Annotated in this window: 17 protein-coding genes; 10 read left to right on the top strand and 7 right to left on the bottom strand. The window is 63.3% G+C overall.

Features of this window, described 5'->3' with window-relative positions; genetic code table 11:
* The first annotated feature begins 135 nt into the window (after nucleotides 1–135).
* Entirely contained in the window at nucleotides 136–1,134 is a 999-nt protein-coding gene (locus AWH62_RS09425; protein ID WP_075190220.1) for a hypothetical protein, read from the top strand.
* Here the strand turns inward: AWH62_RS09425 and AWH62_RS09420 are convergent.
* Nucleotides 1,097–1,738: an alpha-ketoglutarate-dependent dioxygenase AlkB gene (locus AWH62_RS09420; protein ID WP_075190219.1), complete on the bottom strand. Its 642-nt coding sequence runs from the start codon at nucleotides 1,736–1,738 to the stop codon at nucleotides 1,097–1,099. The genes AWH62_RS09425 and AWH62_RS09420 overlap by 38 nt on opposite strands.
* A gap of 65 nt (nucleotides 1,739–1,803) precedes the next feature.
* Nucleotides 1,804–2,298: a DUF4157 domain-containing protein gene (locus AWH62_RS09415; RefSeq protein ID WP_075190218.1), complete on the bottom strand. Its 495-nt coding sequence runs from the start codon at nucleotides 2,296–2,298 to the stop codon at nucleotides 1,804–1,806.
* A gap of 275 nt (nucleotides 2,299–2,573) precedes the next feature.
* Here AWH62_RS09415 and dnaK point away from each other — a divergent pair, with 275 nt between their 5' ends.
* The 5 genes from dnaK to dapB all read left to right on the top strand — a co-directional run bounded on the left by dnaK (nucleotide 2,574) and on the right by dapB (nucleotide 8,587).
* Entirely contained in the window at nucleotides 2,574–4,484 is a 1,911-nt protein-coding gene (gene dnaK / locus AWH62_RS09410) for a molecular chaperone DnaK (RefSeq protein ID WP_075190217.1), read from the top strand.
* Between the two features lie 58 nt (nucleotides 4,485–4,542).
* Nucleotides 4,543–5,412: an FkbM family methyltransferase gene (locus tag AWH62_RS09405; RefSeq protein WP_083635106.1), complete on the top strand. Its 870-nt coding sequence runs from the start codon at nucleotides 4,543–4,545 to the stop codon at nucleotides 5,410–5,412.
* On the top strand, nucleotides 5,409–6,596 hold the full coding sequence (gene dnaJ / locus AWH62_RS09400; protein ID WP_075190215.1) for a molecular chaperone DnaJ: 1,188 nt from the start codon (nucleotides 5,409–5,411) through the stop codon (nucleotides 6,594–6,596). The genes AWH62_RS09405 and dnaJ overlap by 4 nt, the downstream gene beginning before the upstream one ends.
* A 93-nt stretch (nucleotides 6,597–6,689) precedes the next feature.
* Nucleotides 6,690–7,766 (top strand): hypothetical protein, encoded by a 1,077-nt coding sequence (locus AWH62_RS09395; RefSeq protein WP_075190214.1) that lies wholly within the window; start codon nucleotides 6,690–6,692, stop codon nucleotides 7,764–7,766.
* Nucleotides 7,763–8,587 (top strand): 4-hydroxy-tetrahydrodipicolinate reductase, encoded by an 825-nt coding sequence (gene dapB, locus AWH62_RS09390; RefSeq protein ID WP_075190213.1) that lies wholly within the window; start codon nucleotides 7,763–7,765, stop codon nucleotides 8,585–8,587. The genes AWH62_RS09395 and dapB overlap by 4 nt, the downstream gene beginning before the upstream one ends.
* Here the strand turns inward: dapB and AWH62_RS09385 are convergent.
* Nucleotides 8,584–9,411 carry a LytTR family DNA-binding domain-containing protein gene (locus AWH62_RS09385; protein WP_075190212.1) on the bottom strand — a complete coding sequence of 276 codons (828 nt, stop codon included), beginning with the start codon at nucleotides 9,409–9,411 and terminating at the stop codon, nucleotides 8,584–8,586. The two genes, dapB and AWH62_RS09385, sit on opposite strands and share 4 nt — an antisense overlap.
* 111 nt (nucleotides 9,412–9,522) lie before the next feature.
* Between AWH62_RS09385 and AWH62_RS09380 the strand changes: the two genes are divergently transcribed.
* Together AWH62_RS09380 and AWH62_RS09375 are read left to right on the top strand one after the other, a co-directional pair.
* On the top strand, nucleotides 9,523–10,059 hold the full coding sequence (locus AWH62_RS09380; protein ID WP_075190211.1) for a DUF4440 domain-containing protein: 537 nt from the start codon (nucleotides 9,523–9,525) through the stop codon (nucleotides 10,057–10,059).
* Nucleotides 10,060–10,238: 179 nt separating this feature from the next.
* Complete coding sequence (locus AWH62_RS09375) at nucleotides 10,239–10,913, top strand: YafY family protein (RefSeq protein ID WP_075190210.1); 675 nt, start codon at nucleotides 10,239–10,241, stop codon at nucleotides 10,911–10,913.
* A 3-nt stretch (nucleotides 10,914–10,916) separates the two neighbouring features.
* On the opposite strand, the gene AWH62_RS09370 is transcribed toward AWH62_RS09375, so the two are convergent.
* The 3 genes from AWH62_RS09370 to AWH62_RS09360 are packed head-to-tail and all read right to left on the bottom strand — an operon-like array spanning nucleotide 10,917 to nucleotide 12,813.
* Nucleotides 10,917–11,375 (bottom strand): VOC family protein, encoded by a 459-nt coding sequence (locus AWH62_RS09370; RefSeq protein WP_075190209.1) that lies wholly within the window; start codon nucleotides 11,373–11,375, stop codon nucleotides 10,917–10,919.
* A gap of 13 nt (nucleotides 11,376–11,388) precedes the next feature.
* A complete protein-coding gene (locus AWH62_RS09365; protein ID WP_075190208.1) occupies nucleotides 11,389–11,955 on the bottom strand; it encodes a hypothetical protein in 567 nt (188 codons plus the stop codon).
* A 9-nt stretch (nucleotides 11,956–11,964) separates the two neighbouring features.
* Nucleotides 11,965–12,813 (bottom strand): methylated-DNA--[protein]-cysteine S-methyltransferase, encoded by an 849-nt coding sequence (locus tag AWH62_RS09360; RefSeq protein WP_075190207.1) that lies wholly within the window; start codon nucleotides 12,811–12,813, stop codon nucleotides 11,965–11,967.
* A gap of 108 nt (nucleotides 12,814–12,921) precedes the next feature.
* Here AWH62_RS09360 and nth point away from each other — a divergent pair, with 108 nt between their 5' ends.
* Entirely contained in the window at nucleotides 12,922–13,629 is a 708-nt protein-coding gene (nth, locus tag AWH62_RS09355) for an endonuclease III (RefSeq protein ID WP_075190206.1), read from the top strand.
* A 457-nt stretch (nucleotides 13,630–14,086) separates the two neighbouring features.
* Here the strand turns inward: nth and AWH62_RS09350 are convergent, their stop codons facing one another.
* Nucleotides 14,087–14,974, bottom strand: a complete 888-nt coding sequence (locus AWH62_RS09350) for a RimK family alpha-L-glutamate ligase (RefSeq protein ID WP_075190205.1) — start codon at nucleotides 14,972–14,974, stop codon at nucleotides 14,087–14,089.
* A gap of 101 nt (nucleotides 14,975–15,075) precedes the next feature.
* On the opposite strand from AWH62_RS09350, the gene AWH62_RS09345 reads away from it, so the two are divergent.
* Complete coding sequence (locus AWH62_RS09345; protein WP_075190304.1) at nucleotides 15,076–16,083, top strand: adenosine kinase; 1,008 nt, start codon at nucleotides 15,076–15,078, stop codon at nucleotides 16,081–16,083.
* Nucleotides 16,084–16,092 lie beyond the last annotated feature (9 nt).

Genomic DNA, 16,092 nt, shown 5'->3' with positions numbered 1-16,092 from the left:
GGGGGTGTAACGCGTGGATGCTTGGATTGTTCCCGACACCCGCCCACGCCTTGTGATTGCCGAACCTTCATTTTCTCGACAACTTCGCTTGAGGTCCGTGCGGACAGTTTCCGGGCACGAACTCGGAGTAGCACCATGATCCTTCGCCTTGCCTCTATCGCCCTCATCACCTGCACCGCTGACCAGGCAAAGCCCACGACAGTCCGGCCGGACTTGCAGCTGCTTGAGCAAATTGCTGTCGCACAGACAATCAATGCCGAAGCGGGCGACATCATCTGGCCGGGCTTCGCCGATGCGCCGGACAGCGTCCTTCTCATTCATGGTGAGCAAGAGTCCCTCTTGTGCCATGACGGTCCGGCGAACGGGTTTGCCCGCCAGACCGACGATGCCGAAACCGGCTGCACCCTGGCGACCCGCGATCGGGTCTTTCCGCCCAACATGCTGGCCAGCTTTCCCGCGATAGACGGTGTCCCGACGATTGTGGTCGGAACGCCGGAAGCAACCGGTCTCACGCTCGACAGCTGGATGATGACGCTTATTCACGAGCACATGCATCAGATGCAGGATTCCCAGCCAGGCCAGTACGAGCAGGCGCTTGCGCTGGGCCTGAGTGGCGATGACCAGACATCGATGTGGATTTTGAACTATCCGTTCCCTTATGCTCGGGCAGAAACCATTGCCCTGGCCCGCGAGTTGGCGGACACGGCGCTGACCGTCCTCGCAGCGCCGGACCGAACGGCACTGGAAGCCGGTTTCGCTGACTATCTCGACCGGCGGGCGGCCTTTCTGGCCTCGGTTTCGGAAGCCGACGCCCGATATTATGAGATGCAAAGCTGGAAGGAAGGCGTGGCGCGCTGGACCGAGCTGGCCGTTATGCGCGAATCCGGACGCGAGAATCCGCGCCACCGGCAGCTTGCCGCCGGCCAGCTTGATCGCATGATTGCCGAGCTGACGCAGCTCGACCTGGAAGCGCAGGGCCGGGTGGCCTTTTATGCGCTCGGGTCCGCCGAGGCTGAAATGCTCGAACGCCTGGATCCGAGCTGGCGCGAGATTTACTGGCAGGACCTGTTCAGTATGGGCGCCGCGATCGCTGCCGTCACACCGCCAGCTTTACCCGCCGCATCGTCAGATTGATCCGGCCGCCGCCCGGAAATGCCTCCCGTGGCAGCAAGGTCGATGTGCCCGGATAAATCCGGTCGACGCCGTGATAGCAACGCCGCGCTTCGCCGCCGAGCACGACGACATCACCGGATGACAATACCAGTGAGGCCGTCTTGCCACCTCTTTGCGGTCCACCGATGCGAAAGCGCGCCTTGTCGCCCAGCGAAACCGACACCACCGCGGCATCGGTCGCTTCTTCATCCCAGTCCACATGCATGCCCATGCGGCTGTCAGGCGCATACCAATTGACCAGACAGGCCTCAGGCCGGGCCGGGTAGTCCGACACTGCATCCCACAGGGCCAGGAGGGGATCCGGCATCGGCGCCCATGCCGAGCCGGTGTCCGGATGCTCCGGCTCATAGCGATACCCTTTGGCCTTGTCAGTGACCCAGCCCAGGGTACCGAAATTCGTCATTCTGACGGACAGAGGCTGACCGGTACGAGGCATGCTGGGGCGCCAGAACGGCGCGGATCGGGCACCATCGACCACGGCGGCGATCAATTCTGCCTGGGCTGCCCGGTCGAAATAGCCGGGCAGGAAACGAAATCCGTCGGGAGGAATGAATGCAGCTGTCATCAACCGACAAAGTAGGGGTTTGACGCTCAACTACCAGCCGCGCGCTCCGGGAATTCAAAACAAAATCAGTGCGGGCGCTCCCCGCGCTCAGGCCGGTCACCACGACGAACCGGCTCGGGCCGCTCATCGGCAGGCTTGTCGTCGCGCTCCCCATCCTCATCGCTCCCGTCATCAGTCGCGCTGTCCGATGAGGATTGCGGGTCTCCCATGCTTTGCTGGAGTGTATGGCTCAGCTCATGGGCCATCATGCCCCGGCTGGCGGGCGAATTCGGATCACGCTCGCCCAGTGTGAGGTTCGAGCCGTGCGTAAAGGCGCGCGCGTCGGTATCGTGTGTCGAGCTGTCGCCATCATGGGCCCGGACATCAGCGAAAATATTCGTTGAATCATCCGGTTCGAAACGGTCTCGGATCAATGGGTCTATTGGCTGTCCGCCATTGTCACCGGCCGGCCCACCACCGCCGGTTTCGCCATCCTCGCCGCCGCCATCATCATCCTGCGACAGGGCTGTACCGGTCAGGGCAATTCCCAGCACTATCGAAACAGTCAGGAAACGGAGCATGGTGGGCCTCCCGGGATCAGGGCGTTATCATAGCATATAACTGCTGCGAATGCGCTGGCGACCGGTCACGGGCCTTGCACTGTTCGCCGTCCCTCCCTAAATCGCCCACTGAGCGCAGGGTTATTCCCGCGAACATTTGAACCAGACCGGTGTCGGCACACCGGTATCATCAATGACGATCCCGAAGGGGGCAGTCAGCGGGGTGTGAGGTGCTTCTTTTGGAGGCCGCGCATTCGCCGGACGGGTCCCGCTTTGAAAAAACGGAGAAGCGATCAATGAGCAAGGTCATCGGCATCGACCTGGGTACGACCAATTCCTGTGTGGCTGTTATGGAAAGCGGCCAGCCAAAGGTCATCGAGAATTCCGAAGGCGTCCGGACCACCCCGTCCGTCGTGGCCTTCACCGAGGATGGCGAGCGCCTGATCGGCCAGCCGGCGAAACGCCAGGCCGTCACCAACCCCGACTACACCTTTTTTGCCATCAAGCGCCTGATCGGCCGCATGATGGACGACCCGACGGTCAAGAAGGACATCGACATGGTGCCCTACGCCATCGTCCCGTCCGACAGCAATGACGCCTGGGTCAAGGGCCGCGACAAGAAATACTCGCCGTCGGAAATCTCCGCCTTCACCCTGCAGAAGATGAAGGAAACGGCGGAAAGCTATCTCGGCGAGAAGGTCGAAAAAGCCGTGATCACGGTTCCGGCCTATTTCGACGACGCCCAGCGTCAGGCCACCAAGGACGCCGGCAAGATTGCCGGCCTGGAAGTCCTGCGCATCATCAACGAGCCGACCGCGGCCGCCCTGGCCTATGGCCTCGACAAGGGTGAGAACAAGACGATCGCCGTCTTCGACCTCGGCGGCGGCACGTTCGACGTCTCGATCCTGGAGATCGGTGATGGCGTATTCGAGGTGAAGGCCACCAATGGTGACACCTTCCTCGGCGGTGAAGACTTCGACATGCGCATCGTCCAATACCTTGCGGACGAGTTCAAAAAAGAGAACGGCATCGACCTGAAGTCCGACAAGCTGGCCCTCCAGCGCCTGAAGGAAGAAGCCGAGAAGGCCAAGAAGGAACTGTCCTCGGCCACCTCGTACGAAGTGAACCTGCCCTTCATCACGGCCGACGCCTCGGGCCCGAAACACCTCAATATCAAGCTCTCCCGCGCCAAGCTGGAAGCCTTGGTCGAGGATCTGGTCAAGCGCACACTCGATCCCTGCAAGAAGGCGCTCAAGGATGCCGGCCTCAGCCCGTCCGACATTGACGACATCGTCCTCGTCGGCGGCATGACCCGCATGCCGAAGGTCCAGGAAGCCGTGAAGGGATTCTTCGGCAAGGACCCGCACAAGGGTGTGAACCCGGATGAAGTCGTTGCCATGGGTGCCGCCATCCAGGCCGGCGTGCTGCAGGGCGATGTCAAAGACGTGCTGCTGCTCGACGTCACCCCGCTGTCGCTGGGTATCGAAACCCTGGGCGGTGTCTTCACCCGCCTGATCGAGCGCAATACGACGATCCCGACCAAGAAGTCGCAGACCTTCTCGACCGCCGACGACAACCAGACCGCCGTGACCATCCGGGTTTCCCAGGGTGAGCGCGAAATGGCGGCCGACAACAAGCTGCTGGGCCAGTTCGACTTGGTCGGCATTCCGCCGTCACCGCGCGGCCTGCCGCAGATCGAGGTCACGTTCGACATCGACGCCAACGGCATCGTCAACGTCTCGGCCAAGGACAAGGCGACCGGCAAGGAACAGCAGATCCGCATCCAGGCCTCCGGTGGCCTGTCCGATGACGATATCGAACAAATGGTCAAGGACGCCGAGGCCAATGCCGAGGCCGACAAGCAGAAAAAGGAACTCGTCGAGGCCCGCAATGGCGCCGAGGCGATGGTCCACCAGACTGAAAAGCAGCTTGAGGAGTTCGGCGACAAGGTACCGGGCGACGACAAGGACGCCATCGAGGCGGCCCTGAACGAGCTGAAGGAAGTCAAGGATGGCGAGGATCTCGAAGCCATCCAGCAAAAGACCCAGGCGCTGGTCCAGGCCGCCATGAAGCTTGGCGAGGCCATCTACTCGGCCCAGCAGACCGAGGCCGCCGAAGCCGATGCCAAATCTGACGCCGAAGGTGATGATGACGTGGTCGACGCGGAGTTCTCCGAAGTCGACGACGACAAGAAGAAAGACGCGTAAGGTCCGGTTTGACCGGGAGGGCAGCGTGCCCTCCCGGCCCAAGCCATAAAGTCCGGCCATGACCCGTCCCGATCCCCTGACCGCTCCGTTCGGAGCTTTCGCCCTCTCGCCAATGGCCGAGACGCTTCGTCGTCTGCCCATGGCGATGCCGGGGGATGCGCTGCGCCGTAGCGCGGAATCCGTCGTCCGCCGCGCCCTGATGTCCGGCGGTCGCGACATTGCCGATATCGAAGTCTTTCCTGGCCAGTTCGCCCGCGTTCACCTGCGGGATAATCGCTGCGAGAAGCGTGTCTTTGCCGGTTCAAAAAGCTGGGACAGTGCCGAGCGCCGCGCCATTCGTGACGCCATGGCGACCAAGCCGGCGGGTGAGACCTTCGTCTTTGTCGATGCCGGCGCCAATGCCGGTCTCTACACCCTGTCAGTGCTCGCCGATGCCGCCGCCCAATCGCGTCCCGTCAAGGTCATCGCGGTCGAGCCGGATGTTGAGAACCGCCGCCGGCTGGAATTCAATCTCGATGTGTCCAAGGCGTCGGCCGTGACCGTCCTGCCCTATGCGCTTGGCGCCGAAGAGGGTGAGGGCGCAATGGTGCAGTCGGCGACCAATCGTGGCGAAGTCCATGTCGCCAGCGGCAGCGAGACCGGCGACACGATCCGGCTGCGCCCGCTCAAGGCGGCCCTGGCCGAGGCCGGAACCGGCCGCGTCGACGTCATGAAAATGGACATTGAGGGCTTTGAGGCCCCGGTCCTTAACGGCTTCTTCGCGGAATCACCGCGTTCCTTGTGGCCGACCATGATCCTTCTCGAGACCCGGCATGAAGCTGCCATTACCGATGGCGCCGCCGGTCTCTGTCTTGAACACGGCTACGAGCTAGCCAAGCAAATGCGGCAGAACGCAGTTCTCGTTCTGCCGACAGGTGACCCGTCATGAGCAAGCGTGATTTCTACGAAGTCCTGGGTGTCGAGAAGGGCGCCGACGAGAAGGCGCTGAAGAGCGCCTATCGCAAACAAGCGATGAAATTCCACCCGGACCGCAATCCTGGCGATGCCGCGGCTGAAGCCCAGTTCAAGGAAGTCGGCGAGGCTTATTCCGTCCTGTCAGACCCTGACAAACGCGCTGCCTATGACCGCATGGGCCATGCCGCGTTTGAGCAAGGCGGCATGGGCAATGGCCAGGGACCATTTGGCGGCGGCGGCGGTGCGGCCGATTTCGCCGATATTTTCGAACAGGTCTTTGGCGAAGCCTTCAACATGGGCGGTGGCATGGGTGGCCGCCGTGGCGGTCGCGGCCATTCCGGTCCGGCCCGCGGCGCCGATCTGCGCTTCGACATGGAAATCAGCCTGGAAGACGCCTTTCACGGCAAGGACGAGACCATCAAGGTCCCCACTGCCATGCATTGCGAGCGCTGTGATGGTCAGGGCAATGAACCCGGCACCCAGCTGGAAACCTGTGGCACCTGCCACGGTGCCGGCCGTATCCGCCGCTCGCAGGGCTTTTTCACGATGGAGCAGACCTGTCCGCAATGCGGCGGTCGCGGCCAATACGTCAAAACACCCTGCCAGGATTGTGATGGCGTCGGCCGGGTCCGCAAGACCCGCACGCTCAATGTCACCGTCCCGTCCGGTGTCGAGGATGGCACCCGCATCCGCTTGGCCGGTGAAGGCGAGGCCGGTGCCCGCGGCGGGCCGCGCGGCGATCTCTACATCTTCATCTCCGTCCGCGAGCACGAGATTTTCGAGCGCGACGGACCGAATCTCTACTGCCGGACGCCGGCGTCGATGGTGCAGGCAGCGCTCGGCTGTTCGATCCAGGTGCCGACCATTGAAGGCGGCAAGGCCGAGATGAAAATCGCTGAGGGCGCCCAGACCGGCAAGCGCATGCGCATGCGCGGCAAGGGCATGCCGCGCCTGCGCGGCGGCCCGCGCGGCGACATGATTGTCGAGCTTTTTGTCGAGACGCCACGCAATCTGTGCGACCGCCAGAAAGAACTCCTGAAAGAATTTTGCGACCTGTCAGGCGAGGGCTGCAATCCGGACAGCGCCGGTTTCTTCAACAAGGTCAAACAATTCTGGGACGAAGTCACGACCGATGACGGCCGCCCCAACGCCGGCTGACAGGCTCCAACAGACGACGTGACATGGCCTGCCAGTGCAGACTAGGCTTGCCCGGTCTTGCCGCCGTTCACGGGGTGGCGCACGGGGGGCAAAGTGACAGAGCCAGATCTCAAACCCGACGACGAAGCCCGGTTCGACACGGCCGAATACGTGCTCTACCAGCGCTCACCCTTCGGCATGATCGGCACCAGCGCTCTGATCTTCGTTCTGGTCTACGGGTTCTACGTCCTGATCGCCCAGCTCACCCAACGCCCGGCCTTTCTTGCATTCGATGACGCCGGCAACTGGATTACCCATCCGGTCAGCTGGGTCGCTTTTGTCCTGTCGCTGATCCAGACCGCCGCCATTGCCTTCGCCGGCAGCGCCAAGGGGCGCTGGGAAACCGAAACCGACGATCTTGTGCTTGCGGTCAATCCTGCGGGCAGGCAAGCGGCGCTCAATCTTTCGAAAGGCACACCGGTCAGCTGGCGGGCCGGCTATCATCGCCTGTTTTGGGCCGGTTTCGTGTTCGGTATCATCTTCAATGTGGTGATGATCCTGATCGAAGGCATCTCGCCCTTGGAGTATGCAAACTCGGTCGGGCTGTGGTTCCTCATCGTCTCACCCATCCTGTTCGGCACCGGTTTTCGGGCCGGCATGGACGTGTCGCGGCGCAGCCGTGAGATCAAGCAATTGATCGCCGATCACCTGCTGGTCGACCTCTTCCATCTCGACCGTCTGAACACGATCGGAAAGATCGGCCTCCGGGCCGCACGCTCCTGGATGATCATGGCCGCCATCCTGTTGCTGTTCATGCTCAACCCTGAACAACTCTGGATCACGGTTCCGACCATTGTCGCCACCGCCGCCGGCGGTGTTTTCATCCTGACCAGCGCGCTCAATCCGGTACACCGCAAAATCGTCGCCGCCAAACAAGCCGAGCTGGCGCGCATTCATGACGAGATGGCACAGGTCCGGGACCGGGCACTGGCCGGCGAAGATGCCGCCTCGTCGGCGCTGGCCGGCCTGACCGACTATGAAATCTGGGTGACAAACCGCCCCGAATGGCCCCTGTCGACCGGACTGGCCACACGCTTTTCGCTCTATATCCTGTTGCCGATCATACCGATTGTCGGCTCCTACCTGTTCGAGAAGCTGGCAGACCAACTCGTAACGGGAGGGCCGGCTTGACCTCACCCATTCGTACCACTGTGCTCGGCCCGACCGGGCGCTTGGGCAGCGCAATCTGTCGGGCCCTGCTGGATAGTCCGGACTTCACACTCGCCGGCGCCGTCGTGCGCTCTGAATCGCCCGCGGTCGGTGAGGATATCGGCGCCTGGCTGGGCGGGGAGCCGGTCGGTTGCCGCGCCGAAACCGCGCTCGAACACGCCGTTCACGAGGCCCAGATCGTCATTGATGCCAGCCTGCCGAGCATGACGATTGCCGCCGCCGAGCGGTTGGCCAGCTTGGGCGGTCCGGCCCTGATTACCGGTGTTACCGGCTTCAATCGCGACCAGAACCGGCGACTGGATGCCTGCACCGATCGCATCGCCCTCCTCACCGCCGGCAATTTTTCGCTGGGCGTTGCCGTCACCGAAACGCTGGTTCGCGAAGCGGCTCGCCTGCCCGCAGAGGCTTGGGATATCGAGGTCCACGAGACCCATCACAAGCGCAAGGCCGACGCGCCGTCCGGCACCGCCCTGATGCTGGCCCGCGCCGCTGCGGCAACCCGCGGCGAAACCCTGGAAAACATCGCCACCTGGAGCCGCGAAGGCACGACCGGACCCCGCAAGCCCGGCTCGATCGGCTTTGCCGTGTCGCGCGGCGGGTCGGTGGTGGGCGAACATTCCGTACGCTTCCTGGCAGAGCTGGAGGAGATCACGATCTCGCACCGGGCGCTCGACCGCTCCATCTTCGCCCGCGGCGCCCTGGAAGCCGCACGCTGGATGGTCAATGGCAATGCCGGCCGGCCGGCCGGTCATTATTCCATGCAGAATGTTGTCGCCGGCTAGCTTTTGGCGGTCGGGGCGTCGGCCGGGATACGCGCCAGCCAGCCGCGCGCCTTGACGGCTTCGGCCCGGGGTCGCGCCACCGGCACCCGTTCGCCCGTCTGCAAAGTGATACGAAGATCACGTCCGACCCGTTTCACGGTGGCAACCGCATCATCGGCGATCCACCAGGACCGGTGCACCTGCAAACCGTCCTTGCCCTCGAGCCGCAGCAGCGCATCGGACAATCGACCGCGCACAAATAGACGCGCCTGCCCGGTCCTGATTTCCAGATAATGATCCTCCGCCCGCACATACAGGAGTGGCTCGTTCGGCCAGGCCGCATTGAGACCGGGAATATCCGGGTCCATCAGAAGGCCCGGCCCGCCATCGACCGGTCCGGCCAACAGGGCACGACCCGCGACGGCGAATTTCAGCACCAGGACCAGCGCCGCAACCGGCATCGCCGCCGGTGCCAGGAAGACAAAGAATTCGACGAGCGGATCCGGTGCCTTCGGCAGGATCGGCGTAAACTTCAGCGCGTGAAGTTCCAGCGTCAGCGCCAAGGTGCACAGCACGACAGCAAGGCCAGAGCAAACCAGCTTCCAGGCCCGGGTACGCGGGACAAGACGCGACAGCCCGTACTCGATCAGCCACGGCTGGAGGAGCATCAGACTGGCGACGATCAGCCACAGGAAAAAGCGGTGGCCAACGCCCAATTCATCAGTGTCATAGGCACCTGCCGCCGAGAACAGCGCCGCCAGCACGACAATGCCCAGGGCAAGGCAAGCGGCCTGCATGATCGCCGGCAGCGGCAGGTTCGGACGATTGACGTCGGGTCCGGACACTTCACGACTCCCCGATTGGACAGGCCCCATACGAAGGCTAACAGCGGGTCAGGCCCGCCACCAACGGCGTGGTGGCACACCTGACCTAATCAATCACAACGGAGTTCGTCCATGGTCCATCTGCTGAAACCCTTGCCCGCCCTCACAGCGCTTCTGCTCATTACCGCAATGGCCGGGGGCGCACCGGCCCAGGAGCGCCGGGACATACCGGCCCTGACCGTTCATGGCGAACCGGCGCAGGCCGGTGATGCCGCCGGTATTGCCGATTTCATTGATGACTACCGCGCCGCCTGGGGCATGCAGGACACCGAGACCCTGATGGCGCTGCATACCGCCGATACCGAGTGGATCAATGCCTATGCCCGCATTTTCCAGGGCCGGGAACCGCTCGGCGAATTTCTGGAAACCCGTCTTTTCCCGGGCTTCGATGCCTCGGTGTCGCAGGGCGAGGCCGACAATATGACCGTGATTTCAACCCGCCATATCGGCAATGATGGGGCGGTCGTTCACCTCTACACCGACAGTGATCGCGGCGCCGCCGCCAATCCCGGCGAGCCGCTGCGGCGGGTCCATTTCCATCTCGTCCTGGAACGCGCCGGCGCGGGCTGGCAGATTGCCCACACCGTGATCATGGATGCGCGCACCTGACCCTCGCACAACACTCGGTCATGAACCCAAAAAGCCGGCCCGGTCGCTGCATTGCGACCGGGTTTCCGCTCTCGCCATACTCCTGACAAATCCGGGATGTTGCACGTGAAACCTCCCATCTTGCCGCATCACACAAACCCTGACATCATCCCGCCAGATCAAATCTTCAGGAGGTGTCAGTGCGCCGCGCCGAACGTCTCATCCGCATTGTCCAAGCCCTGCGGGAAGCCGCGCCAGGTGCTGTGACGGCCCATGAGATGGGCCATCGTTTCGAAGTGTCCGAACGCACCATCTATCGCGACATCGCCCATCTGATCGGATCGGGCGCACCCATCGATGGCGAGGCCGGTGTCGGCTATGTGCTGCGACCGGGTTTCGACCTGCCGCCGCTCAACTTCTCCTTCGAACAGCTCGACGCCCTGGCCCTTGGCGCCCGCCTGGTCAAGGCAACCGGCGACAAGGATCTCGCCTCGGCTGCCAATGAAGCCTTGGCCAAGATCGAGCACGCCCTGCCGGACACGCACCGCCAGCGCCTGCGGAATGTGCCGCTATTCGCGGCCTTTCTTGACGAGACCGTGCGCCCGGAAGCCTTTGGCCCGGTGCGCAATGCGATCGCCAACCGGCGCAAGCTGCGGGTGCGCTACCAGTCGCTGGCCGATGACACCACGGAGCGCGTCATCCGGCCGCTGGCGCTGACCTGTTTCGGCCGCGTCTGGCTGCTCTCGGCTTGGTGCGAGCTGCGCAATGATTTCCGTCATTTCCGCACCGATCGCGTCGAACGCCTGACCGTGCTCGCCGAGAGTTTCGAGGACGAGCCCGGCAAGCGCTATGAGGACATGCGGCGGGCGGCTTAGGGCCTACCAGCTCCCGGTATTCTCCATCGACGCCCAAGGCTCTTGCGGTGGCAGATTGTCGCCGCGCTGGAGGAGTTCGATAGAGATACCATCGGGTGAGCGCACAAAGGCCATGTGGCCGTCCCGCGGCGGGCGGTTGATGGTGACACCCATATCCATCAGGCGCTGGCAGCACTCATAGACATTGTCCATCCGGTAGGCGAGATGGCCGAAATTGCGGCCGCCCTGATAGGTCTCCGGGTCCCAGTTATGGGTCAGCTCGACGCACGGCAGGCCTTCGGGGATTTTGCCACCCGTATAACCGGCCGCAGCGACATCTTCCGGCGCCGCCAGGAAAATCAGGGTGAAGCGGCCCTTTTCACTGTCCATCCGGCTGATTTCGGTCAGTCCGAGGCCGTCGCAATAAAAGCGCAGGCTGGCTTCGAGATCCGCGACCCGGACCATCGTGTGTAAGTAACGCATGGATATCCCCGTATCAGTTATCGGCCGAACCGGCCGCATCGCTATTGGCGCCCGACAAGGCTTTCACCGCCCATTTGGGGCGCTTTCTCGGAATGACAACATCATCAAGCGGTTCACCGCGGGCCCGGGCGAGGGCCGGGTTGAAATTTTCCGGCGTACGGGCGTGGTGGATGCGGGCAACCACGGCGCCGGCAAAGGCCCAGCAGCCACACAATCCGAAGAACATGTAGAACATCCACGGATAATAGCCGACATCATACCAGGGCCCGCCGTCCAGCGTCATGACGATATAGGGCCACAGCGCGATCAGCCCGATCGCGGCGGGCGGCGTGATGGCGATGGCGAGCAGCAGGGCGGCGGCGATATAGAGCGCGCCGCGCGGTTCATGGGCGGAGACATAGATGCGCTCGAATGTAGCGGCATCGACCCCCTTGATCGTGCCGGCCTTGGTCTCGCGGCGCTCGGCATATTCGATGCGGGCATCCTCCATCAGCGAGCGCCGGGCGGCGAGCCAGCTGAGGAAAAAGGCGGCAGCAGCGATCAGGGCGACGGCCGCCGCATAGAGGAAGGGATTGCTCATCCCGGCAATTTAGCCCCTTGCGGCCTCATAGGCGAGCATGGCGCGCTTGCGTTCCACACCCCAGTGATAACCGGTCAATTTGCCATTGCTGGCGAGCACGCGGTGGCAGGGGATGAGCCAGGAGATCGGATTGGCCCCGACCGCCGCGCCGACCGCCCGTGACGCCTTGGGTGTGCCGACCCGTTCGGCGATTGATTTATAGCTGGTGACCTCACCGGTCGGGATGGTCAGAAGAGCCCGCCAGACCTGGCGCTGCCAGGGCGTGCCGTAAAGCGCGAGCGGGAGTTTGTCCGGCCCGGTCGGGGTGAAAATACGCTCCGCCCAGCTGCGGGCCACGGTGTCATCACGGCTGAAATCCGCCGCCGGATAGCGTGCTTGAAGATCGGCGAAACCGCTCTCGACATCCGGATCGGCAAAAGCCATCGCCGACAGGCCGCGCGGCGCGATCAGCAGGACCGCATCACCAAAGGGCGACGGCGCCACGCCCCATTGAAAATTCAAACCGGCCCCGCGGCGGCGGGCATCGCCGGGCGTTACCGCTTCATGGGCGATAAAAAGATCATGCAGACGGCCCGGTCCGGACAGACCGGCTTCAAAGGCGGCATCCAGCACGCAGGCCCCATCCTCCAGCGCGTCACGGGCCGCGTCATGCGCCAGGGCGCCAACAAATTTCTTCGGCGAAACACCGACCCAGCGCGTGAAAACACGCTGGAAATGATGCGGCGACAGGCCGGCCGCTTTTGCGGCCCGGTCAAGATCGGGATGGTCACGCCAGTTATCGCCCAGAAAGGCAAGCGCACCGGCGATGCGGTCATAATCCTTGGACGAGGCGTCGAGTGTGTAGATATCGGCTGTCATGGATATGAGTTTACGCGCTCCAAGGCGCCACTCCACCCGGTTCTTGCGGTGATATCCCGGCGCAAGAAGCGGGATGACACCGGTGCGCGCTTGGTTATAGGTGGGGCCATGACCCAAACCTCCCCCAAGCCGAAAAAGCGTGTCGCCCGGCAACCGCGCGGCCTCAATCGCGAGCAAGCCCACGACCTGATGGCGCGCCTGGCGCAGGATCGACCCGACCCGAAGACGGAGCTGGACTACACCAATCCCTATACACTGCTGGTCGCCGTCGCCCTGTCGGCCCAGGCGACCGATGTCGGCGTCAACAAGGCGACCCGGCTGCTGTTCCAGGAAGCTGATACGCCGGAAAAAATGGTGGCGCTGGGCGAGGACCATGTCCGCGACCGGATCAAGACGATCGGCCTGTTCCGCAACAAGGCCAAGAATGTCATCGCCCTGTCGCAGCTGCTGATCGACCGTCATGGCGGCGAAGTGCCTGCGGACCAGGCGGCCCTGGAAGCCCTGCCCGGGGTTGGTCGAAAGACCGCCAATGTGGTGATGAATGAGGCTTTCGGCGTGCCGACCATCGCTGTCGACACCCATATCTTCCGGGTGTCCAATCGCACCAGGCTGGCGCCGGGCAAGGATCCGCTGGCAGTCGAATTGCGGCTGGAAAAGATAATGCCCGACGAATTCCGCCAGGGCGCCCATCACTGGCTGATCCTGCATGGCCGTTATCTATGCAAGGCAAGAAAGCCAGAATGCTGGCGCTGCCCGGTCGAGGATATCTGCCAGTTCAAGGACAAGACGCCCGCACCGAAAGGCGCCACGACGTAACCGCCTGGCGTTTGAGTATAAGAGAGAGGGCGCAGGATACCGGTCGGAGCCGATAAAGCGCTGATTCAAATTCAAGTAGGCTGCCACCGGCATCCCGCCAAATCTTTTCAAAAAGAACTGGGAGATTTCCCGGCCTGCCTTCCAGCCCCCGAATAACGATCCGAGCGTCGAATGGCCTGGGAACCGGAAAGATTATGCGCTGGGGCGAAAAGGGGGAGGGGGGACAAGTTTTTGCCGATCCCCGCCCCAAGCACCGTCATCCCGGCGCAGACCGGGACCCAGTCTGCGACGCAAGTTGTTGCCAGGTCTGGCGAAAGCACGTCTGCGAGACTGGGTCCTGACTTCCGTCAGGATGACGTTTGTGTTTGGTAGTTGCGGGAAGAACCCGCCTCTCCCCGACCGGGGAGACGTTCCGGAGTGCATGCGCGCGCAGGCGGTAAGGTCGAGAAGCTTGCCGCTACGCCTCGAGCAGGGATTTCAGCGCCTCGGCGAAGATGGGTCCAATATCGGGACCCTGTTCGGGATAGAGATAGGGCTCGATCAGTTCGATTTCGATCAGGGCCAGCTGGCCATCGAGACCGCGCAGCATGTCGACACGGGCATAGAGCAGGTCACCCTCGATACAGTCGAGCACCGAGCGCGCCAGGGCCAGCTCCGCCTCGCTGGGCTGATGGATTTCCTCGTGGCCGCCATATTCCGACTGGACACGGTAATCGCCCTTGGCGGGGATTTTTCGGGCGCAATGGGAGAATGTGCGATTGAAGAAGAGAAAAGCATATTCGCCCTCCTCGCCGACAGCCGGCAGGAAGGGCTGGATCATGCACTCGGCCGGCGGCAGGGCGGCGGCAGCGGGCAGGGCCTCGCCACGGCGGATGCGGGCCTGGCGCCAGGCGCCGGCGCCCAGGACCGGCTTCACAACGATATCATCCGCCCCGAGCGTGTCGAAAGCGGCGTGGATGGTGTCGGCATCAGCGGTTTGCGCCCAGACCGTCGGGATCATCGGCGCGCCGCGCGCGGCCAGGTCCTTGAGATAGGTCTTGCGGCTGTTCCAGCGCACGGTCTCAAGCGGATTGAGAAGCCGGCTCTCGCGATCACAGCGCTCGAGCCGAGCCATGAAGGCGTCCGGCTTTTCCATATAGTCCCAGCAGGTGCCGATCATGACCGCGTCGAAGCCCGACGGATCGAAGTCCGGCGCATCCCAGATCACCGGTTCAAGACTCAGCCCGCGTTCGGCGCAGGCCGGCTGAAGCGCAGCGATTTCAAGCTCATACTCCCAATAGTCCTTGCGGACATCGGGATGGTCGCGAAGCATGCAACTGGCGGTGAGAAAGGCGATACGGGTCATGCTTCGCTGGCTAGCGCCGCGCCGCCGTGGCCGCAAGCCTTGTCCTTGCCCAGCGCTGCGTTTAACCCTGCGCCGGACAGCAGCCGAAATGGATGAAACCCATGTCCGCAACCCGTTATGACGTCCTCGCCGTTGGCAATGCCATTGTCGATGTTCTCGCACCCGCCACCGACGCCTTCCTGGCCGCCGAAGGCATCGCCAAGGACGCCATGACGCTGATCGACGAGGAACGGGCCCGCACGCTTTACGACCGCATGCAACCGGGCAAGGAAGCCTCCGGCGGCTCGGCTGCAAATACTGTCGCGGGCATCGCCTCTCTGGGTGGCAAAGCGGCCTATATCGGCAAGGTGGCCGATGACCAGTTGGGCGAAATCTTCAGCCATGACATCCGCACGATCGGCGTTCATTTCGACACGCCGCCACTGCAGGACGGGCCAGCCACGGCGCACTGCCTGATCAATGTGACCCCGGATGCCGGTCGTTCGATGTCGACCTTCCTCGGCGCTGCCGCCCTGGTCACCGAAGAGGATGTCGCCGCCGGCGCGGACGCGCTGCAGGCCTCGCAGATCATCTATCTGGAAGGCTATCTGTTCGACCGCGAAGAGGCCAAGCGGGGCTATGTCGCCGCGGCCGAAATGGCGGCCGCCCACAAACGCCGCACAGCGCTGACCCTGTCGGACCTGTTCTGTGTTGAACGCCACCGCGCCGCCTTCCGGCACCTGGTTGCCAATCATATCGATATCCTGCTGGCCAATGAGGCCGAGCTGAAGGCCCTCTACGAGACCGAGGATTTCGACGCAGCCATTGCCCAGGCCCGCAAGGATGTCGCCATTGTCGCTGTGACACGGTCGGAAAAGGGCGCCGTGATCGCCCGCGGGGACGAAATGATCACCGTCGCCGCCGAACCGGTCAGCCAGCTGGTTGATACCACCGGGGCGGGCGACCTGTTCGCCGCCGGTTTCCTGCTGGGTCTCGCCCAGGAGCGCAGCCTCGCCGAAGCGGGGAAAATGGGTGCGATTTGTGCTGCGGAAATCATCTCGCACTATGGTGCAAGGCCGGAAACAGCACTGAAAACACTCGCTGAATCCGCCGGGATCGCCTTTGAATAAAGGCGTCTC

The sequence above is a fragment of the Maricaulis sp. W15 genome (assembly GCF_001924955.1).
Classification (GTDB): Bacteria; Pseudomonadota; Alphaproteobacteria; order Caulobacterales; family Maricaulaceae; genus Maricaulis; species Maricaulis maris.
The sequence above is the reverse complement of the archived record's forward strand: the minus strand, read 5'-3'. Positions and strand labels throughout refer to the sequence as shown.